Source organism: Candidatus Methanoperedens nitratireducens (genome assembly GCF_000685155.1).
GTDB classification, from domain to species: domain Archaea; phylum Halobacteriota; class Methanosarcinia; order Methanosarcinales; family Methanoperedenaceae; genus Methanoperedens; species Methanoperedens nitratireducens.
This window is the reverse complement of sequence record NZ_JMIY01000004.1, coordinates 113,355-134,896: the sequence shown is the minus strand read 5'-3', so window position 1 is coordinate 134,896 and position 21,542 is coordinate 113,355. Positions and strand designations below refer to the sequence as shown.

At 46.2% G+C, this 21,542-nt stretch carries 24 protein-coding genes; 19 read left to right on the top strand and 5 right to left on the bottom strand.

All coding sequences use genetic code 11. The features are described from left to right. Positions 1-113 precede the first annotated feature (113 nt). The 4 genes from ANME2D_RS17980 to ANME2D_RS09065 form a co-directional block, all read right to left on the bottom strand. Positions 114-272, bottom strand: a complete 159-nt coding sequence (locus ANME2D_RS17980) for a hypothetical protein (protein ID WP_198527394.1) — start codon at positions 270-272, stop codon at positions 114-116. Positions 273-419: 147 nt separating this feature from the next. Then, positions 420-596 carry a hypothetical protein gene (locus ANME2D_RS17975; protein WP_198527393.1) on the bottom strand — a complete coding sequence of 59 codons (177 nt, stop codon included), beginning with the start codon at positions 594-596 and terminating at the stop codon, positions 420-422. A gap of 103 nt (positions 597-699) precedes the next feature. Then, complete coding sequence (locus tag ANME2D_RS09070; RefSeq protein ID WP_394295701.1) at positions 700-819, bottom strand: CxxC-x17-CxxC domain-containing protein; 120 nt, start codon at positions 817-819, stop codon at positions 700-702. Between the two features lie 98 nt (positions 820-917). Next, entirely contained in the window at positions 918-1,130 is a 213-nt protein-coding gene (locus ANME2D_RS09065; protein WP_048090830.1) for a TRAM domain-containing protein, read from the bottom strand. A 234-nt stretch (positions 1,131-1,364) separates the two neighbouring features. On the opposite strand from ANME2D_RS09065, the gene bioB reads away from it, so the two are divergent. The 7 genes from bioB to ANME2D_RS09030 all read left to right on the top strand — a co-directional run bounded on the left by bioB (position 1,365) and on the right by ANME2D_RS09030 (position 8,297). Continuing rightward, positions 1,365-2,339 (top strand): biotin synthase BioB, encoded by a 975-nt coding sequence (bioB, locus tag ANME2D_RS09060; protein WP_048090829.1) that lies wholly within the window; start codon positions 1,365-1,367, stop codon positions 2,337-2,339. Next, positions 2,332-3,108 carry a 6-carboxyhexanoate--CoA ligase gene (locus tag ANME2D_RS09055; RefSeq protein ID WP_048090827.1) on the top strand — a complete coding sequence of 259 codons (777 nt, stop codon included), beginning with the start codon at positions 2,332-2,334 and terminating at the stop codon, positions 3,106-3,108. Before bioB ends, ANME2D_RS09055 begins: the two co-directional genes overlap by 8 nt. A gap of 4 nt (positions 3,109-3,112) precedes the next feature. Continuing rightward, the gene (locus tag ANME2D_RS09050; RefSeq protein ID WP_198527392.1) at positions 3,113-4,123 is read left to right on the top strand and encodes a hypothetical protein; all 1,011 of its coding nucleotides are present in this window, start codon (positions 3,113-3,115) and stop codon (positions 4,121-4,123) included. Further along, a complete protein-coding gene (gene bioF / locus ANME2D_RS09045) occupies positions 4,123-5,265 on the top strand; it encodes an 8-amino-7-oxononanoate synthase (protein ID WP_048090826.1) in 1,143 nt (380 codons plus the stop codon). Before ANME2D_RS09050 ends, bioF begins: the two co-directional genes overlap by 1 nt. Beyond that, the gene (bioD, locus tag ANME2D_RS09040) at positions 5,266-5,970 is read left to right on the top strand and encodes a dethiobiotin synthase (RefSeq protein ID WP_048090824.1); all 705 of its coding nucleotides are present in this window, start codon (positions 5,266-5,268) and stop codon (positions 5,968-5,970) included. Positions 5,971-6,070: 100 nt separating this feature from the next. Beyond that, positions 6,071-7,993, top strand: a complete 1,923-nt coding sequence (locus ANME2D_RS09035; RefSeq protein ID WP_052368752.1) for a multicopper oxidase family protein — start codon at positions 6,071-6,073, stop codon at positions 7,991-7,993. Positions 7,994-8,075: 82 nt separating this feature from the next. After that, positions 8,076-8,297, top strand: a complete 222-nt coding sequence (locus ANME2D_RS09030) for a sulfurtransferase TusA family protein (RefSeq protein ID WP_048090822.1) — start codon at positions 8,076-8,078, stop codon at positions 8,295-8,297. 168 nt (positions 8,298-8,465) lie between these two features. On the opposite strand, the gene ANME2D_RS09025 is transcribed toward ANME2D_RS09030, so the two are convergent. Further along, entirely contained in the window at positions 8,466-10,499 is a 2,034-nt protein-coding gene (locus ANME2D_RS09025) for a DNA topoisomerase I (RefSeq protein WP_052368750.1), read from the bottom strand. Between the two features lie 273 nt (positions 10,500-10,772). Between ANME2D_RS09025 and ANME2D_RS18420 the strand changes: the two genes are divergently transcribed. The 12 genes from ANME2D_RS18420 (at position 10,773) to ANME2D_RS08965 (ending at position 21,508) form a co-directional block, all read left to right on the top strand. Next, positions 10,773-12,158, top strand: a complete 1,386-nt coding sequence (locus tag ANME2D_RS18420) for a hypothetical protein (protein ID WP_048090820.1) — start codon at positions 10,773-10,775, stop codon at positions 12,156-12,158. A gap of 43 nt (positions 12,159-12,201) precedes the next feature. Then, positions 12,202-13,311 carry a PGF-pre-PGF domain-containing protein gene (locus tag ANME2D_RS09015; protein WP_048090818.1) on the top strand — a complete coding sequence of 370 codons (1,110 nt, stop codon included), beginning with the start codon at positions 12,202-12,204 and terminating at the stop codon, positions 13,309-13,311. A gap of 67 nt (positions 13,312-13,378) precedes the next feature. Continuing rightward, on the top strand, positions 13,379-13,951 hold the full coding sequence (locus tag ANME2D_RS09010; protein WP_048090816.1) for a hypothetical protein: 573 nt from the start codon (positions 13,379-13,381) through the stop codon (positions 13,949-13,951). A 46-nt stretch (positions 13,952-13,997) separates the two neighbouring features. After that, entirely contained in the window at positions 13,998-15,989 is a 1,992-nt protein-coding gene (cooS, locus tag ANME2D_RS09005; RefSeq protein WP_048090814.1) for an anaerobic carbon-monoxide dehydrogenase catalytic subunit, read from the top strand. 426 nt (positions 15,990-16,415) lie between these two features. Then, a complete protein-coding gene (locus ANME2D_RS09000; protein WP_048090812.1) occupies positions 16,416-17,066 on the top strand; it encodes a class I SAM-dependent methyltransferase in 651 nt (216 codons plus the stop codon). Between the two features lie 109 nt (positions 17,067-17,175). Further along, on the top strand, positions 17,176-18,264 hold the full coding sequence (locus ANME2D_RS08995; protein WP_241763341.1) for a site-2 protease family protein: 1,089 nt from the start codon (positions 17,176-17,178) through the stop codon (positions 18,262-18,264). An 80-nt stretch (positions 18,265-18,344) separates the two neighbouring features. After that, positions 18,345-19,154: a HesA/MoeB/ThiF family protein gene (locus tag ANME2D_RS08990; RefSeq protein ID WP_048090808.1), complete on the top strand. Its 810-nt coding sequence runs from the start codon at positions 18,345-18,347 to the stop codon at positions 19,152-19,154. Between the two features lie 4 nt (positions 19,155-19,158). Further along, positions 19,159-19,383, top strand: coding sequence for a sulfurtransferase TusA family protein (locus tag ANME2D_RS08985; RefSeq protein WP_048090805.1), 225 nt, complete (start codon positions 19,159-19,161; stop codon positions 19,381-19,383). Positions 19,384-19,386: 3 nt separating this feature from the next. Then, positions 19,387-19,689 (top strand): DsrE family protein, encoded by a 303-nt coding sequence (locus ANME2D_RS08980; RefSeq protein WP_048090804.1) that lies wholly within the window; start codon positions 19,387-19,389, stop codon positions 19,687-19,689. 3 nt (positions 19,690-19,692) lie between these two features. After that, a complete protein-coding gene (locus tag ANME2D_RS08975) occupies positions 19,693-20,037 on the top strand; it encodes a DsrE family protein (RefSeq protein ID WP_048090802.1) in 345 nt (114 codons plus the stop codon). 11 nt (positions 20,038-20,048) lie between these two features. Then, a complete protein-coding gene (locus ANME2D_RS08970; protein ID WP_048090800.1) occupies positions 20,049-20,294 on the top strand; it encodes a hypothetical protein in 246 nt (81 codons plus the stop codon). Between the two features lie 131 nt (positions 20,295-20,425). Beyond that, positions 20,426-21,508, top strand: a complete 1,083-nt coding sequence (locus tag ANME2D_RS08965) for a hypothetical protein (protein WP_157834039.1) — start codon at positions 20,426-20,428, stop codon at positions 21,506-21,508. Positions 21,509-21,542 lie beyond the last annotated feature (34 nt).

Genomic DNA, 21,542 nt, shown 5'->3' with positions numbered 1-21,542 from the left:
TCTTTTTGAGAAAAAGAGAAGTGAACTTAAACAGTCTGAAATGGGTTTATAATAGAGTCCTCTGGTTATCGGATAAGGGGAAGTTAATCTGAAAACAATCCTGCTTTGCCTTTTTAGTTCTTCTCTGGAGGTTCTTTCAGTATTTCCGAGAGCTCAGATTTCAGTTCCAGGACGGTTTTTTCGAGTTTTTCCACTCGCTCTGTTAAAAGAGCCAGCTTTTGCTCTATATGTTCATCAACGTGCCTCTGGATGATATTATTAATTCTGCCCATGTCTATTCCTCGGATCAATAGATGGTTAGTATCTATCAATACCTTCGCCATTATGGAGTATTAACACTACCGATTTTTGTTATTTGATCAAAGATTTACCGAATTTAATAGAGGCTTTATTTTTTTCATTAGGACACGACTAAAATATTATTTGATAGATGGAATGCATTTTTCATAATGCGAGCAAGTTTCAGAACATCCGCATAGAGACATTTTATTTATTCTACAACTGGGAATATTCATGAATCTTCTTTTCGCTGCTCCAAGTTCAGTAATATCCTTCTTTAAATATCCAAAATCGCTACAATCTTCTTTTAAAATCATTTTATTACCTTTTTCCACCTAAATAAAGGACGTTTTTGCGGGCAGCGATATTGTTATATCAGCGCCCGTTTTATCAAGAAAAAATCCGTCTTATTATATAACTTTAGTATCTCTTTGGTTTATGGTTCTGATAGCATTCTCTGCAGTATACCGGTCTGTCGCCGGATGGCTTGAATGGTACTTCAGTCTCCTGATGACAGTTTGCACAAGTTGCTTTGTGCATTTCTCTGCGACCCATGTGCATATTTCTCGGACCACTTGGTCTGAAGCCATCACTGCGGAAACCGCCTTTATTTTCGTAATTCATGTATCTCCGTTGATCTAGTTCTTCTCAGCAAGGGCTGCAATCGCAAATCTTCGCATGACCCGCTCAATCCTAATCGTTACACGGTCCCCGACCTTCGTGCCTGGCACAAAAATCACAAAGCCCTGTATACGTGCTATACCATCTCCCTCTCTGGCAATGCCCTCAATTGCGACATCGTGAACAGCGCCTGCTAAGACAGGAGAATTTCTATCTTGTTCTGTAAACATCTTTTACCTCTGTTTAATTTTAATCAATCCACCTAAAAAAGCAAAAACAGAGGGGATAACCCCACGCTCTATAACTTACCTAATAAGCCAACTGATATAATATTAATGCAACTTGTTCGTATATAAACTCTTTGTAGCATCAGAAATATGTCCATGTTGGTAACCACCCTCGTAATAACCCAAAAATTTAAATTAATCGTAAACCATTGGGCATAATAAGGTTTACAATAGACTATGTTCAAGATAATCAGGGATAGAATAGAAAGTGGTGAGCCTGTTAATTTCCAGGAGGCAATTGAACTCATGAGCCTTGAGGGACATGAGTGCATCGAGCTTTTTTCACTGGCAAACAGGGTTCGCTCAATGCTCGGTGACAGGGTTGATCTCTGCTCGATCATCAATGCAAAATGCGGCATGTGCCCTGAGGACTGCAAGTTCTGCGCCCAGTCAGTTCACAATGATACCAGTATAACCCCACATTCTTTACTGGATGAGGATGAGATCCTGAACATGGCCCTTATGATGCAGGATGAGGGCGCTGCAAGGTTCTGCATCGTTATCAGCGGAAAAAAGATCGATGGCGGGGATCTGGATGGGGTTCTAAGTTCAATACGGAGGGTCAAAAAAGAGACCTCTTTATCGGTCTGCGCTTCTCTGGGTATGCTCACAGAAGAATCTGCCATAATGCTTAAAGAAGCAGGCGTAACAAGGATACACCATAACCTGGAGTCATCTTCGGGCTTCTTTAAGAATATATGCACCACACACTCATACGCAGATAAGATAAGCACAATACATACCGCTAAAGCAGCAGGACTTGAGGTATGCTGCGGGGGTATAATAGGGATGGGAGAATCTGTGCGCGATCGCATTGAACTTGCATTCACTCTGGGGGAACTGGATGTGGATGCTGTGCCCATCAATATACTGACCCCGGTGAAAGGTACGCCCCTTATGGATATCAGGCCTATCAGCCCTATGGAAGTGCTCAAAACAATAGCTGTTTTCCGCCTTATCCTGCCCGGAAAAGATATACGGGTTGCAGGAGGTCGGGAAGTAAACTTAAGGGACCTGCAGTGCCTCTCCCTGCTCGCCGGAGCCAATGGATTGTTGTTGGGGAACTACCTCACCACTGCGGGCAGGCTTCCCGGTGATGATATCAGGATGATACAGGACCTCGGGCTAATCCCCGGAGGTGTTCATGTATAGTGTAAGGATGAGAGCGACCGGGGATAACAGGCATATCTCAGGTGCAGAGCGTCTTGTTGAGGAGGAGGATATAGAAACTGCTGCGCAATCGCTTATCAGGCGGGCATTGTCCCATGAGAGGGGAAAACCTGACTCTATAAACATATCAGTTGAAGCAATAAAAAGCCCTGTTAAATACCTTGTATCTTTGCCTGTAACTCTATTCCATGTTGGGAATGCCGATGCTGGTAAAAGAGCGGCTAAAAGACTGCTTACATACCTTGGAATACCCGGTCTCTGTATAGAAAAGGCATTCTCACTGCTTGAGGATGGGGAGAGCATGAGGGGTGCGATACTGATGGATATGCAGGGTGAGCGGCTTGAACCTGATAAACAAAGGGGTATAAGGGCATCGCGTATGGATATCACAAAACATGCCTCTGATGAGCTTGCATATTCGCTTGCAACAAAGCGCATGTCTTCGTGTTACGATCATATCAGTGAGGCGCTGGTACTTGCAACCAAGGTAGCCTCTGTTAAAGGGAGCGTTGCAGAACTCTGCTGGTCTGATGACCCTTTTTATACAGCAGGTTATGTGGCCTCAAAGAAACTGGGTTATGTGCGGTTCTCGCAATTAAAACACGAGGGAGACAGCGGAGGAAGGGTGTTTTTTGTGGATGATATGAACCTTCCCGATTATATCGATGAGATGGAGAAAACTGCTGTATTAATCGATAGATTCAAAGGACTGAGGGAGATTACTGATTTAGATGATATTACAGGAGAGTAAATATATGGAACAACAGGTATTGCAGATCAGGAGATCAAGATCGAAATCAAGAACAGGTGCTGCGAATATAGCCGTTCTGGGCGCTGGTGGACTTGGAATGGCAGCAGCAAGAATGCTGGCACAGAAAAAAGAGATGAGGCTTTCTGCCATAGCAGATAAAACCGGGTTTGTGATCGAACCCGAAGGTATAGATCCGCAGGTTCTGGTGGATAAGAAGCCAGGGGATATCGGTACAAGGACGGATGATGCTATCGGAGAAATAATAAGAAATTCCCATGCGTTTGACGGTATCTTTATCGCTCTTCCAAACCTCACAAATGACTTCATCCCTGATGTAGTATCAGGGTTCGCGGAGCACGGCTACAGCGGGGTAATGGTGGATGCCCTCAAGCGCTCAGGTGCAGTTGAGATGATCTTCAAACTGGATGATAAACTAAAGCAGTCAGGGATTACCTATATCACAGGTGCAGGAGCCACACCTGGATTGCTTACATGTGCGGCAGCACTGGCAGCAAACTCTTTTATGGAAGTGCTTGGAGTGGATATTAACTTCGGTGTGGGCGTATCGAACTGGGAATCATACCGCGCTACCATCCGCGAGGACATAGCCCATCTTGATGGATTCGATCTTGATAGGGCATCACGGATGACATGCGCAGAGATCAAGGATGAACTTGACCGCAGATGTGGCATTCTCAGGCTTGGCAGTATGGAGCATGCCGATGATGTGCTTCTTGAGAGAGCAGGGATAGTATCGCGTGAAAAGGTGAGTGTCGGCGGGGTAGTGGATACAAGGAACCCGAAGAAGCCTGTAAGTACAACGATGACGCTGAGGGGCAGGACATTTGATGGCACGGTCTCAAGCCACAGGTTCATACTCGGTGATGAGACCACAATGGCTGCCAATGTTGTAGGCCCTGCCCTGGGGTGGATGAAGGCAGGGCTTGAGTTCCATGCGCGGGGCATATTCGGTGTATTCGGGTCTGCAGAGATCATGCCACGATTCGTACGATAATGGACTGGCTGGCAGGCGAACTTGCGGATATAAGAGATAAGGGATTGTACCGCAGGCTAAACACCATAGAGAGCGCCCAGACACCCAGGATCATAAAAGATGGAAGAGAACTGATACATCTCTCCTCGAATAATTACCTTGGTTTGACCGGTCACCCGGAAGTTAAGAGAGCAGCAGCAGAGGCGCTGCATAAATACGGCACAGGCTCAGGAGGCTCACGATTGACAGGCGGGAACACCGACCTGTATAACAGCCTTGAGGATAGAATAGCCAGATTCAAAGGTACTGAGGCAGCGATAGTATTCAGCACAGGGTACATGGCAAATATCGGGACTATAGCCGCAATAATGAACAAAGGCGACCTGATCCTGAGCGATGAGCTAAACCATGCCAGTATCATCGACGGGTGCCGCTTAAGCCGGGCAGAGATCAAGATCTATCCCCACATGGATGTATCCTGCATAGAAAACACACTGCAAAGTTCCAGACACCGAAGAAAACTCATAGTCACAGACGGTGTCTTCAGCATGGACGGCGATATTGCCCCGCTTCCTGAGATCTTTGAGATCGCAGAGAAATACGATGCCATGGTCATGGTGGATGATGCACATGCCACCGGTGTCATGGGAAGGCAGTGCAGGGGTACTGCTGACTATTATAACGTGAAGGTGGATATAAATATGGGGACACTGAGCAAAGCGCTTGCAAGTATAGGCGGATATGTGGCAGGAAGCAATGAACTTATCGAGTATCTGCGGAACCGTGCGCGTGCTTTCATATATTCAACAGCACTTCCACCTTCTGCAGTGGCTGCTGCTAAGGCTGCTATCGATGTTATCGAGGATGAGAACCCGGCAAGAAAGCTCTGGCAAAACGTTGCCAGGTACAGGAGAGGCCTGACAGACATGGGTTTCTCGATAACCAGTAAAACGCAGATCATACCCCTCATCACAGGGGATTCAAAGAGAACACTTGATGCTGCATCTGATCTTGAGAGACTTGGAGTATATGCTTCCGGGATACGCCCACCCACAGTTCATGAGGGAAGGATCAGGACATCTCTTATGGCAACCCACAGCGAAAAGGACATCAATGAAGCCCTTGATGCCATATATATAGTTAAGGAGAAGTTCAGATTATAGATGACAGGTATATTTATAACAGGGACGGATACAGGTATCGGAAAGACCGCAGTTGCTGCAGGGCTTGCAGGTGCTTTAAAAGAGAGAGGGTACAGCGTCGGGGTCATGAAAACGGTTCAGAGCGGAGCAGCATTAAGAAACGGTAAACTATATTCTCAGGACGCGGAACTCATGATAAAGGCCGCCTGCCCCTGTGATGAAGAAGAGCTTATCTGTCCTGTACTTTTACGGGAAGCACTGGCACCCGATATTGCAGCAAAAATCGAGGGTAAAACCATTGACCCTGGCCTTATTAAAAACGCCTATATGGAGCTTGAGAGGCGACATGATATCGTGGTTGTGGAAGGTGCAGGCGGAATCGCTGTGCCTGTAAAAGACAGGTTCCTTATCTCAGACCTGATCGTATTACTTGGCATCCCTGCTATCATCGTAGCCCGTCCGGGGCTCGGGACGATAAACCACACATTCCTGACCATAGAGTATGCGAAAAAATGCGGGATACAGATAATCGGGGTGATAATAAACAACTATAGGGGAGGTATGGCAGAGGAAACGAACCCTGAGGTAATAAAAGATCTTACAGGTATCACGGTCCTTGGAATAATCCCGCATGATCTGAAAATAGATGTAGATAGGGGCGAGCCAGGGGACATAGTAGCATTAGTGCACAGGCACGTTGATATAGAGGCGATAATTAGATTTTGAGAAATTATATATAGCTAAAAGAGTTGTATATAGAGAAGACTTTCATAAAAACGGGGAATGCACCGGGAGTCTTACTTAATGGATAAGGAGATGGAAATATATGAAAAATAAAGACGTTACGAGTAAGAAAGCCGAAGGTTTAGATGGTATATACCGAATGGATAGGAGAACATTTGTGAAGATGGCAGGCGCCACGGTGGGTGCTTTTGCTTTTGGCGGGGTTACAGGGCTTATCAGGAGCGCAAAAGCTCAGCTTATCCCTGATCTGCCCGGCATCATCGATCCGTTGTTCACAGCGCCAGTCGCCGATCCGGCGGCAATACCACAATTTATCAATCCACTGCCCGTTATAAAGGACCTTGGGCTGAGGATCGATGCAACCGATCCAGATGTCACGCATACGGTGGCGATGGCGCCTACTACGCAGAGCCTTCTTGGAACAGGCCTACCTGATACTCCGGTATGGGGCTATAGTGTAGACGGCGGCCAGGCTACCTACCCGGGCGCGACTTTCATAGCGGAATCAGAAGCACCTGTCAATGTCCAGTGGGTCAACAATCTTGGCTTTGACTACCTGCTAAAACAGGGGGCAGACCCGGGAAAAGATGTGGTGGACACGACGCTTCACTGGGCATTTGGTAAGGTACCGGGCACATTTGCAGCGGATGGAATCCCGGCGGTTGCACACCTGCATGGCGGTCACAGCGATCCTGAGTACGACGGGCTGCCTGAGCAGTGGTTCACGCAGACAGGATTGACGGGCGACCATTATGTGACAGATTCATACGAATACGACAACAGCCAGGAAGCAGCCACGCTCTGGTACCACGACCATGCCCTGGGGATCACGCGCCAGAACGTTTACGCCGGACTGGCTGGCTTCTACCTGCTCAGGGATGATAACGAATTGGCGCTCATAAATAGTGAAGCTATCCCCGGCGGTGACTACGAGATCGAGATGGTAATACAGGATCGCATGTTCTATCCTGACGGTCGACTTGCCTACCCTGATGCCGCCATGGCCGGCGTGCAGCCCTCGGCACAGCCAGAGTTCTTCGGGCAGGTAATCCTGGTGAACGGCAAGGCCTGGCCTGTACTGAGTGTGGAGCCAAGACAGTACCGCCTCCGCATGCTCAACGGTTCAGATTCACGCTTCTACAACCTGTGGATCACGGGCCCGGGGTTCTTGGTCATCGGCAACGATACCGGACTGCTGAACGCACCTGTGCCTGTCAACCAGCTCACCATAGGGCCGGGCGAGCGCTACGACGTGGTGGTTGACTTCTCCAGATTCGCCAGTACTAGGATAATCATGCGCAACAATGCCAGGGTACCGTTCCCTAAGGGCGCCACCGTCAACCCGAGATTGGACGGCCGCATCATGGCTTTCAACGTACTCCCTGTGGCAACAGGCCCGGGACCGATCGCACCGCTGACCCGGACAACCAACCTGCGGCCCCTGAGCGGTCCGCTTCCGGTACCCAGCCCGGCAGGATTGCCAGTTAGAAAATTGATGCTCTTTGAGGCCACGGATCACTTCGGCAGGCTGCAGCCACTGCTTGGCACAATCGGCGGCAACTTCATAGGAACCCCTGCGGGCACAAACGACCCAGACGGAACGCTGCTGTGGGATGACACGATCACCGAGGACCCGGAGCTGAATGCTACCGAGGTCTGGGAAGTCTTTAATGCCACGGTGGATGCCCATCCCATCCATCTGCACCTGGTGCACTTCCAGATACTCGACCGGCAGAAATTCAGCGCCGATGTCATACCCAAGGAAAACCCGAACAGCCATATCGGGATAACGCAGGGCGGCAAGCTCACCAATATCCGGCTCAGGGGCAAGCCCAAGCCACCGGAAGCATACGAGGCTGGCTTAAAGGACACTGCTATCATGTACCCGGGCGAGGTGACACGCATCATTGCCAGGTTCGATAAGCCGGGACGATACGTCTGGCACTGCCACATCCTGTCGCACGAAGATCATGAGATGATGCGCCCGTACAGAATTGGAGCGTAGAATGAGCCCAGGAAGTAACCATTATGGTTACTTCCTCTTTTTTGTGGCAAAATTAAAATATTATCAAAACCAACTCTGATATATGGAAAAACTAGATGTCAGGGGCAAGGTATGCCCGTTACCGCTGTTCTATGCAAAGCGGAGGATATCAGAGATGAAACCGGGTGAAGAACTTGAAGTCATTTCGGATGATCTGACTGCAAAAGAGACGATACCCAAATGGAGCAAGATACACGAACATGAAGTGGTCAGTATCAAAGATGATGGGAATTTCTTCAGGATCATTGTAAGAAGATGGAAATAGCGTATTATAGTTATCCGCCAAACGCATGATACTAAAAACAACGAACTGGAACGAACTCAAAACGAACTTTTGCAGGAGTTCGTATCAGTTAGTATTAGTTCGTTGCTTAAAATCCTGCCAATGATTATCTGAAGTTATGCGGATGACTATAACTGTTCTATTTATTACTCACTTCTTCTCTTTCGTTGCTTTCTTTTCCTCACCAAGTTTCTTCTGCCATTCATTGAAATTGCAGTGGGCACACCCGATATCCCAGGGCCGCTTTCCTTTGTTCAGTATCCTGATAAGGTAAAGACCATGGTCTTTGCACTGCTTATCCGTAACCACTATCTGCCCGCTTCTTGGCAGGGGCAGGATAAAGTTGCAATTCGGGTAAGCAGAGCATCCGATGAATCTTGAGCCTTTTTTAGATTTCCGTATAATCAGATCGGATGAGCACTTCTGGCATGTCCCTACAATTCTATCTTCGTACAGGCCGTTCCTGAGAGACTCGCTTATGAGTTCTTTATTTTTAAATAAATCCTTGAATACCCCACCAAGCATATCCCTTGATTCTTTGATAACATAATCCTCTGTGATCCTGCCTTCTGATATCTCATCCATATCCTGCTCAAGTTTACCGGTCATATCTGGTTTTGTGATAGTGTTTGCATACTTCTCAAGCGCCTCTATCACCGCATATGCGGTCTTTGTAGGCTGCAGGGGATTGCCGTGCACATAAGCCCTGGAGTATAGTTTGGAGATTATCTCATGGCGTGTGGACTTTGTACCAAGTCCATGTTTCTCCATTATCTTTATGAGCTGGCCCTGACCATACCTTGAAGGCGGCTGTGTCTCTTTCCCGACGAGATCTATCTCCTTCACGTTCAGGGACTGCCCCTCTTTGAGTACAGGCAGTATCCTGTCTTCTGGCACATTGTATGAATAATACCACCTCCAGCCAGCCTCAATCAGTCTCGCCCCGTTCGCCCTGAAATCCTCACCGCTGATATCCACGGTCACAGCCATGGTCTCCCATAGCGTCTCCTGTGCAAACGTCGCAAAGAAGCGCCGAACGACCAGTTCATATATCTTCCATTCATCATCCTTAAGTTCACTTCTTTTAACCGGTGTTGCAGGATGTATGGGGGGGTGGTCTGTTGTCTCCTTTTTACCTCTTGTAGGTACAAGTTCTCCTGAGAGAAGCTTCCGGGCATATTCATTGAACTCCGTGTTTAAAAAGGATGCTATAATGCCTTTAGTATCAAGGCTTGATGGATAAACGGTGTTATCTGTACGTGGATACGAGATATACCCATTGACATACAGGTACTCTGCTATCCGCATGGCATTTGCCGCCGAGATCCCGATTGTGCTTGCTGCTCTGAGAAACTCTGTAGTGTTAAAAGGTACAGGCGGTTTCTCACTTCTTTTCCCACGCGTGATACTTTTTACTATCCCTGTATCTCCGAGCTTTGCCTTTATCTGCTCAGCCTCGGCTTTATCCAGAAACCGCCCTTTTATATGCTGGGCTCTGAATTCACCGCCATTAACTAATGTTGCAAAGAGTTCCCAGTACGGGACAGGTACGAATACATCCCTCTCTTTCTCCCGGTTTACTATTATAGTCAGGGTAGGTGATTGAACCCTGCCCACGGACAGGAACTTATCCCCAAGCCGCCCTGAACTCAGAGAAAGAAAACGGGTGAGAACTGCTCCCCATATGAGATCAATAATCTGCCGTGATTCACCTGCAGCAGCAAGGTTAAAATCAATCTTTGTAGGATCTGTAAAGGCTTTTTTTATCTCTGCAGGTGTTATTGTGCTGTAATGCACACGGTCAGCAGAGACTCCAGGATTTACTTTTTTTACTATATCCAGTGCTTCTACGCCGATTAACTCACCTTCGCGGTCGTAGTCCGTGGCTATGGTAAGGTGCTCTGCCTCTTTACCGAGTTTTCGAAGCGCAGTAACAATATTCGCCTGCGTTGGCGTTGTCAGGACATCTGCATAGATAAGGTCTTTTAGATCTGTTTTCTGCCAGTTATTATAGTTCTTTGGAAAATCCACTTCTACTATATGCCCTGAAAGACCAATAACCGTTCTACCATCGAATTGATACGTATCAACTCCGCTAATTCTCTCTTTTTTCGGCTTATTTTCAGCTAATATAGCCGCGATCCTTTTTGCAGTATCATGTTTTTCTGTTATGATTAAATGCATCGTGTCCTCAGAATTACCTAGGTTAGATTATAACATACTTAAATAGATTTGGTTGCATGGGCTCCAGGCAATCGCAAGGTTTATTACGACAGAGACATAAACATAATAACAGATAAGTGGGGAACGTTTCAACTCGTGGTGGTACATATAGAGGAGTTATAACCTTTTCAGGGTGCAGCAATCATGTTACCCCTGTCTAAAATAATCGCTCTTGATCTCATCCAGCACGTAATGTAACGGTCTCGAAAATTAAAATAAAGGGGGTAAAAATAAATGGTTAGAAGAATAATATCTGCTATATTGCTATTAACAATAGTAGGTCTGGCAGTGATAGGGACCTCAGCAAATACCGATATTAGAGGTGACTTCGTCACACATTATGGTGTTGCAGGAACAAGGATTGATTCATGTAATACCTGTCATAATGTTATTCCGTATCTGAATTCATACGGTACAGATCTAAGAAACGATCCTGCGTTTGATCGAAACAATGCAACTCAGGCACTGATAAATATAGAGGAGAGGGATTCGGATGGCGACACATTTAGTAACATCGATGAGATCCGTGGTCTTACCTTCCCTGGGAATGAAAGTGATTTCCCGGTTACTGAAACGCCAGTAGAGACACCAGTAGAGACGCCAGTAGAGACACCAGTAGAGACGCCAGTAGAGACACCAGTAGAGACACCAGTGGAGACGCCAGTGGAGACACCGGTGGAGACACCAGTAGAGACGCCAGTAGAGACACCAGTAGAAACGCCAGTGGAGACGCCAGTGGAGACGCCAGTAGAGACACCAGTGGAGACACCGGTGGAGACGCCAACACCTACTCCAGTAATGTCCTTTGAGCTTATACCCGATACAACAACAGAGCTTAAGGGAATGCCCATAAACATAAATATAAGAGTTCTTAGTGATAGTGAATTGGAGACAGATTATAACAGGACAGCTAACATAACAATTACTGCAAACAACACAGATGCAGTAACTTATCCGCAGACAGCGGACTTTACAGATGGGATGGCCTCTATAGAAATTAACTCAGATGTCGCTCAGTACGTAACAGTTACAGCAACAGATGAAGATATAAGTGGCAGCACAACGGTTGTGTTCGCAGACAGGGTATTTAACCTGAGCAAGGGCTGGAATTTAATATCCATACCTAACTTTGCTGATACAGGCGAAGTTGATCAGGTATTGCAGCTTGTGGAGCACAATGGAGTTGTTGGGTATGATCCGGCGACAAAACTCTTCTCAACACCAACTGAACTGATGCCCCTGTACGGGTATTGGGTCAATGTCACAGCCGATAACCAGAGTCTCGGATTTATCGCAAGCACGAATATTACCACAGTGCCGCCGAGCAGGGATCTCTACGAAGGCTGGAACTTGATCGGAATAAGTGCCAGCAGAGATGATCCAATTAGCATGAATGTAAGCGAACTCTTAATGGATCTAAAGTTTGGTGCAGATCCTACACTGTGGCTGTATACAAGCCTGGTATCCTATGATAATAACTCAGTTCCAATTACATACGTGGCTGGCAGAGATTTAACAGATTCTACAAGCTTAATGCAGGGAAGAGGATACTGGCTGTTTATCAAGAGCATACCGATTACAGATAAGAATAATGTGCCGTGGTCAGGAAGACAGTGGTAAAAGAAAAGGGATTATCCCTTTTCTATAATTTTTGGGAGTTACCATGAACAAAATAATGATTGCAGTACTGATTTTTACTATTCTATTAATCCCAGGAATATCTTCAGCACAGGATGCACGATTAGCTCTAAACCCTCCACCGAGCTATTACGGAAACATAACTGTGAATGAAGAGCCTGCGACTGCCGGAACCACCATAATTGCCAGGATAGGGGAAGAGGAGCGAGGTTCGATAACAACGACGGAATCAAGCTTTTATGGTGATAACCCGGGGGCAACAAAACTCTGGATAAGAGGCTACTATAATGAGATTGGCTCTACAGTGACCTTCTATGTTAATGGAGTAGCTGCACAGCAGACGGCACAATTGCCAGGAGCTGGAGTAACAGAGAGAGTGGACCTCACCTTTGTAGGTGTGCCAACACCAGCAGAACCAGACGGTGGTGATTCTGGTGGAAGTGGCAGTAGTGCTGGCGGAAGTGGTAGCAGTAATGGTACTGGCGGTAGCACAGGAGAGCCCTCTGATAACGTCCTCAAGCATCTGACAATCTACGGGACACTAATAGCAGATACGAATGTACCTTATAATTTCAGTAATGTGCCTGAACTCGGTGTATACGAAATACTTGCTACAGGTAAAGAGAATGAAAGCGACGTAGCCATACGTGTGGAACTACTAAAAGATCAATCAAAACTTGTGATAATGCCTCCTGATGGAACAGTGTACAAGAATCTAAACATCTGGGCAGGTACAGATAAGGTTAAGGAAGCTCTGATCAGGTTCAGAGTGGAGAACTCCTGGATTACATCCGAAGGTCTTGAGAGCAGCAGTGTGAGTATGTACAGATGGGACGGCAGTAAATGGGATAGGCTTGAGACCAATGAGATAACAAAAGACGAATCATACACATATTATGAGGCAAAGACGTATGCTTTCTCACCCTTTACAATAAGCGGATTAAAAGTAAGCAGATCAGAAGGCATGGTAAGAGAGCCGGGAGTAACCCAGCCTGAAACTACTTCAGAAGATACTGATCCTCTAAGGTCTAGCGGAGAACTGCCTGTAAAAGCAAAGATCAACCCTGCAATTGTAATTGGTGTGATTATTGCTTTGCTCGCTATTGCCGCTGTGCTGTACTTCAAGAGGAAATAGGCATTAAGGGATTAAAATCAGGGCATCCCTTCTCCTTTTTCTTTCATATCACCCGCAGGGATCTGGAATGATGAGATTAACTGATTCCTGGTTCTTCATTACAAAAGCAGTTCAGGATCTGGGGACTGCGCTTGAAGAAGCTAAATCCGATCCCGGTAAGATCCCTGCAGTGTTCGCGGCAATAGGAGAGGTTGGTGAGACCTGCTCTAAATGTCACAAAGATAATACGCCGGCTGTCTGGAACCGCTATATCTGGAAGGATTTCAATAGCGTTATGATAAACACCCCGGAAGGACCACTGCCCTGGGCTGAAGCAAAGATGAAGTACATGGCGGCAGGCTTTGATGGCATTGGAGTGAACATCAAGCAGGGCAATCAGGCAGGTGCAGCTCAAAGTCTTGGTCTGTTCAAGACAATGTTCAACAATATGAGAGACTCATGCAGTTCATGCCACTCATCTGAGCGCAGGTACTACGTAAGCGGGGATATCCAGGCGATGATAAGCGATATGGAGGCAAATATCACAAATGGAGATCTGACTGAAGCTGGAGAGATCCGGCAGGGGATCGGTATAGAGAGCTGCTATAAGTGCCATGTCCTTCATATACCAGCACAGTATGCGAAAGTGAGCCAGAAATAACCTGGCTTTTTTTATTTTTATAAACTTATTTTTAAGAGGATGTAAAATGGCTATTAAAACGCTATCGAATGAAAAAGAACTCAGAAGTACAAAGAGAGCATTTGATGATGCGACCGAAGAGATGATAGAACATGCACAGAGCCTGGGTATAGATACGGTTTTTAACAGGCAGGCAAAATACGACGAATCCTTTATAGGAATTGAAAAATCAAGGTGTTATTTCGGGTCGATGGGTATCTGCTGCAGGCAGTGCGCAATGGGTCCCTGCAGGATATGGCATGAGGATCTTCCCATGGTGTACAGGTCGTCTGCTCCGCAATTGGATAAAGGAACATGCGGTGCCAGTGGGGATACTATTGTAGCAAGAAACCTGCTCATGATGGTAGGGAGAGGCACTGCATCCCATGCCTCCCATGCACGACATGCTGCTCTGGCACTTCTTAAGACAGCACAGAATAAGACACCCTATCTGATAAAGGAGCCTGAGAAATTAAAATCTATAGCCGCAAAACTGAAACTTGATACGGCGCAGGGAATTGAGGATACGGCAATCCAGGCTGCTTCTCTTGCTCTTCTGGATATCTTAAGCGATGAGGATTCCATGAGATTTGCGACATCATACTGCCCGGCAAGTGTGGGTAAAACCCTTCATGATCTTGGAGCAATCCCTGGATCTGTTGGAAAAGAGCTTTTAGATGAGGGGCATGAGACCTCCATGGGCATGATGGCTGATCCTGTATCGCTTGTACTGCATGCAGCCAGACTTGGAGTGGCTGATATCGCATCCCTTATAATAAGCTCTGAATTTCAGGATGTGCTGTTTGGCGTACCAAAACCTGTAAGCTCGAAGATAGGATTCGGTGTGCTTGATAGAAATAAAGTGAATGTGGTTGTACATGGCCACGTTCCACTGCTCTCTGAAAAGATCGTTGAATTATCAGAGGATGAAGGACTCCTGAGCAGAGCCCGTGCCCTTGGGGCAGAGGGGATAAATATCGTGGGCTGCTGCTGTACCGGGAACGAAGTACTGATGAGACGTGGCATTCCTCTGGCTGGCAGCAATCTCCAGCAGGAACTTGTAATTGCAACAGGACTGGTTGAAGCATTTGTTGTAGATATCCAGTGCATTTACCCGAATATAGAGAATGTCGCCAAAACCTTCCACACAAAGGTTATCACAACCATGAAGGAGTCAAGGCTTACCAGTGCTGAACACATTCCCTTTGAAGAGGAGCACGCAGATGAGGTGGCCCGGAGAATACTGGACATAGCTATAAATAACTTCCCAAAAAGAGGAAAGAATATCTTCCTTCCTGAAGGTGAGCCAAAAGACATCATTGCAGGATTCTCTGTAGAAACCTGCCTGGGTGTACTTTCAAAGATAAATCCTGATGATCCCCTAAAACCATTGATCGACAACATAGCCTCTGGAGATATCTACGGGGCTGTCTTGCTGGCTGGATGCACGAGCCCAAAGGTCACAGCAGACGCAAGTCATGTAACTATAGCTAAAGAGCTCATGAAGCAGAATGTACTCATAATAGCGATAGGATGTGCTGCCCAGGCATGTGCAAGAGCCGGGCTTCTGACCCCCCAGGCTTCTGAGAGATACGCTGGCAACAGGATAAAGGGCGTGCTGCAGGCACTTGGAGAGACAGCAGGGCTTGGAGAACCACTGCCGCCAGTATGGCACTTTGGGAGCTGCGTGGATAATTCAAGAGTGGTAATTCTTGTCTTTGCCCTTGCAGAAAAACTGGGCGTTCATGTAAAGGACCTGCCGATCGCAGCCTCGGCAGCAGAGTGGGTAACGGAAAAGGCAGCAGCGATAGGAACCGGTGCTGTTGCCCTGGGCGTCACGGTCCACCTGGGGGTAACGCCGCCAGTGATAGGGAGCCCTGCTGTGACAGCTCTGCTTACCCAAAAAACAGAAGAGCTCTTCGGCGGGAAGTTCATAGTGGAAATTGATCCCGAAAGAGCAGCACAGTTACTGCTTGAGAACATAAAGGAGACGCGTAAGAGGCTTGGACTGGCAATATAATTATAGTCTTTTACATAAGCAATTAGACAGCATAAGAATCCATACATGCCTGGTAGGATAAATGTGATAGAACACGGATTGCACGGATGACACGGATCGACACGGATTAACAGTATCCGTGAAAATCCGTCTGATCCGTGTTATCCGTGTACTATGACTGAAATGCCGCTACTGCTGAAGGCGGCGAGGAAGATAATTTTATATAATATAAGATTATTTAATAATTAATAACTGAAATAATTCAGGATAACAAGATGTATCTGGATAATTATGGAGAATACAGTATAAGAGCAAAAAAGAAATTTAGATTTGATTGGGAAGGCGGTTTATCAGAATTGAAAAAGAAATATACCTCAGTAGAACTTCAACATAAAGCATTGGAGTGGAGGTAATGTATCTATTGTTCTTGCAGGACATCTCTTAACAATGGACAGGAATCGCGATAAATACATCCCTGCCCTCAGCTATGAATGGTTGACCCCACTGTATGATCTTGTAATGCAGCTGATCATGTGCGAGTCTACCTTCAAGCGCCGCCTGGTTGAGCAGATGAGGATCAATAAAGGCTACCGGGTGCTTGATCTCGGCTGCGGTACTGCCACACTCACTATCCTCATCAAGAAGGCTCACCCTGAAGCTGAAGTGATCGGGCTTGATATTGATCCAGATATCCTGGAGGTAGCAAGGTCGAAGATCAGGAAGGCAGGTGTGGATATTGCCCTGGATCATGCAAACGCCATTGAACTGCCATATCCTGATAACTCCTTTGACTGTGTTGTTTCAAGCCTTGTTTTTCATCATCTGACCCATGAGGATAAGATCAGTACATTTAGAGAGGTCTTTCGAGTACTTCAGCCAGGTGGAGAGCTGCATGCCGCCGACTTTGGGAAGCCGCATAATATCCTTATGTACCTGATATCTCTGATCATCAGGCAGTTTGAGGAGACTCTGGATAATATAAAAGGTCTGCTGCCTGAGATGTTACATAACGCTGGTTTTGATCAGGTTGAGGAGACAGAAAGATACATGACAGTATTCGGTACGCTTTCCCTGTACAGGGCACGAAAACCCAGATGAGAAGATTTAGAATCCGGTTTTATGTTTTAAATTCAGGGTTACATTCATTAGTCGGAAAATAGAATATTAATGCAAAATGCATAATCTCTCACGTAAGGATTTGGATCCAGTGATCCAGGAACTTGTTGAAAAAATCAGCCCGTATTTTTCTGTTTATGGGATACAGCAGCAGGGCAGCAGTATATATTTCTATGGAACCCCGAAAGAAAATATTAGCGCTATAGAAGATATATCTGGCTCAATAGAAGTTAGCAGAGCCTACCAAAAATTATGGACTGCCTTTGCCGAGAAAGGATATCAGTTTGCTATTAAATATGAGCCCGAGGGGCATATACTGATAGCCTCTCCCCTCAAGCTCCCGGCAGAGCGGCGATGGATAAATGTAGTGCTGGCCATTGCTACTTTTATCACTACAATGGTGATGGGCTCACTCCTGTTCGGTGCCGATCTGAGAAGTAACCCATATGATGCTCTAAGAGGCATTCCTTTCACTATCGCGATCATGGCTGTACTGGGATCTCATGAGGCAGGACATTACATAGTCGCAAAAAAGCATGGTATGCGTACATCACTACCCTATTTTATCCCCTTTCCGAGCCTGATCGGGACAATGGGGGCTGTAATCAGGCACCATGGGCCGATACCCGATCGCAAAGCCCTCTTTGATGTGGGTGTATCAGGTCCCCTGATCGGCCTTTTTGTATCAGTTATTGTTACCATTATTGGTCTTCTTCAACCTCCTATTACTCAAACCTCAGATGGTTTTCAGATATATCTTGGCCTTCCACCCCTGTTTGAGTTTATAACACGCATTATCCCGGTCGCCGAAACATCGGCAATACATCCTATTGCATTTGCCGGGTGGGTAGGGATGCTTGTGACAGCGCTAAACCTCATCCCTGCAGGACAACTGGATGGGGGGCATGTTCTTCGTGCGATGGTGGGTAACAGGTCATCCTATGTATCACTGGCTCTGCCGTTTGTACTGCTCTCCCTTGGAGCCTACATGATCTTTATCCTGAACATAAACGGCTCTATATGGATATTCTGGGGACTCATACTCTCATTGTTTGCTGCATCCGGCCATCCCAGGCCTCTTAATGACGAAGACCCGCTTGACAGGGGAAGGATGGCTTTAGGGATCATTACCTTTGCCCTGGGACTGCTCAGTATAACGCCAGTTCCTTTCCAGGTATAATAAACAATGAGCACAAATTATTTATGGTAGTAATACTTTAGGGCTATAAATAATACTAGCAGTAATAATATGGTGATGAAATGTTAGGCGGATTCAGTGAAGAACAGATAAAGAGATATTCACGTCATATCATCCTGCCCGAAGTAGGCGGAAAGGGCCAGAAAAAACTTCTATCCTCAAGAGTGTTATGCATAGGTGCAGGAGGACTTGGCGCACCCATAATAGAGTACCTCGCTGCTGCGGGAGTGGGAACACTCGGGATTATCGATGACGATACTGTTGATCTGAGCAATCTTCAGAGGCAGATCATACACGGGGGAAACGTAGGAATACACAAGGTCGAATCTGCAAGACAATTTATTAATAATCTCAATCCTGATATCGAAGTAAGAACATACGTCGAAAGACTGAATGCCAACAACGTGGTTGATATTTTCAAGGAATACGATATAGTGGTAGATGGCTCTGATAACTTTGCAACACGATACCTTGTGAACGATGCATGTGTGCTCACAGACACGCCTCTATCCCACGGCAGCATATATCGGTTCGAAGGGCAGGTAACCACGATAATACCGCACAAAGGACCGTGCTACAGATGCATATTTGAACATGCGCCACCGCCTGGAATGGTACCAAGCTGCCAGGAGGCAGGGGTACTTGGCGTACTTCCAGGCATAATAGGGGTTATCCAGGCAACAGAGGTTGTGAAATACCTGCTCGGGATCGGGGAGCTGCTGGTCGGACGGCTTATATACTATGATGCCCTAAACATGGTTTTTGATGAGATTAAGATCCGGTGGAATAAGAACTGCCCTGTATGCGGCACCGAACCAAAGATCACCTCGATACAGGAAGAGATATACGGGGAGTCATGCAGGATATGGTGAAAAAATGATAGTTGAACTGGATTTGAGAGGCGAGGTGTGCCCATACACCTTTGTAAAGACCAAGCTCAAGCTTGAAGAACTTGAGAGCGGAGAAGAACTGAATGTAATACTTGACCATGCACCCGCCGTGGATAACGTACCGCGCAGCCTGAAGAATGAGGGGCATAAGATACTGGAAATAGAACAGAACGGCGATCACCTGTGGAAGGTAAAGATACTTAAGGCATAAATCATGAAGCTTGGAATACTGCTGACAACAGGCCCTGAGAATGAGAATACCGGTACAGTCATTGCCATAAGCAGGGCTGCGCGGGATAAGGGACATGAAGTCTCCATTTTCCTGATGTATGACGGCGTATATAACATTCATAAGAAAGAGTTCTCAGAACTGGTGGATAGGGGCGTTAACATTACCCTCTGTGCGCTTAATGCCACCCAGCGCAACATCAGTAAGACCGAGGGCATACTGTTCGGAAGCCAGTACGACAATGCATGTATAGTAAACGAGGTTGACAGGTTCATATCTTTCGGGTAGATCATGAAAAAAATTACTGTGATCGTAAGACACCTTCCGTTAAATACAAGGAAAAATGCCGAAGCGCTGAGGATGAGTGTGGGGCTCACGCTGAGGGAGGATAAAGTTACTGTTATTTTTATAGATGATGGCGTCCATACCGCAACCCCTGCCAGGCCTGAGTTGATTAATTTACAGCCGCTAAATAAGGAATTTGAGGCGCTCTCATTGCTGAAATGCACTCTTATGGCAGACAAACCATCCATGGAAAAAAGAGGAATAAAGAATCTTGTTACAAATATAAAGGTGGCAGAGCGTGAAGAGATCGTGAGAACAATAACAGATTCAGATATTGTGATACCATTTTGATTGGAGCTACTATGAAGATACTGCATATTATCAGGAATCCAGACGATATAACCCCGATAGAGATCGCAAAAGCCCAGAGCAAAGAGCATGAAGTATCGATACTTCTATTGCACGATGCAGTGTACGCGGCTCCTGGAGCGGGGGTTTATGCCTGCGCTGGTGATGCAGAGGCAAGGGGAGTTACCGGACATGAACTTATCGGGTATGACAGGATAGTAGAGATGCTGTTTGAGTATGATAAAATCATATCGTGGTAAAGTGTTTTTTATCAAGACCACCAGCAGGTTAAGTATAGGATACAAACGGTAAGGTGGTAAATACGCAGAGCAGTAGAATTGATCTGAGGAGCATGTTAAGCTATGGAATACACGGTGCATTGGGGTTATTTATGGGCATCGGTCTGCTGATGCTGATATTGCTAATATTTGGTTTAAGTGCTGGTATCATCCCTGGTCTGATATTGGTTTTTGTGATCTATGGTGCCTATGTTGGATACGTCTTTGGCGGGCAGAGGAGTTCATCAAGGTTAGCTAAAATGGGCGTTATTGCAGGGCCTTTTTGTGGCATTGTGGCATCATTTTATCTTGATTCAGTGGTGTCCTATCCGGTCATTGTTGCCATTGCAGGTCTTATCTTTGGTCTACCCAGAATCAAAAACATGGTTACCCTATCAGTATCCGGTGCTTCTGGCGGCGCGATGGGCTACGGGATGTATGTTCTTGGTGAAAACATAATATATCTTCTTAATAACAGCGGGATGAGAGGCAGTTTACTTATACCTTTTATAGCTCTTTTTTTCTTCTTACTTGCAATAGGGATCGCAGGAGCCTCGATAGCCACAGGAATGTATTTTGCCCAGGGAACCGCATATACCAGAAGGGAGATACCCAGGTTTTTAAAGATCGCCAGGAACACAGGGGTAGCTCTGACAGTTCTCGTGCTGTTCTATCCCTCAATAATATTAGTAAGCATTGCACATTATGCAAGCACATCTGAATCAGTTCACATAGAGGCTGGTAATGAAAAAACCATACTTTATGTTCCTGTTTTGCTAGATGAGAATGGAGAGGTACTGGAGATGTTTGAAAAACCCGCAATTACAGGCAATGCAACTACTGCAATAATAGATACTGATTATGGAAAAGCCCTTGAGATAAGTGGATCGGGAGTGATCGGGATAAATATGAGACAGACGCATGGAATACCAGAGAAAACCCAGGAGGCCACTGAGAAATTCATGAATGGATTCACAATCAGCACGAGTGATTCAACACATTACGGGGATATCAAAGGAAGTCAGACGGTAGATATATGGGTGTATTCAGAGTATGACGGCCCCGGGTTAAGATTTTCTGTTAGCCGGGATAATGGCTGGGGAGCTGTACTATCCTTATATACAGAGGAGCACAGGAGGCTGACTGAGGGATGGCAGGTAGTCAGGCTTTCCGGGGGGACTATTATGTATGACTGAGCAATTATTTCACAACCCAAACAATCTATTATTT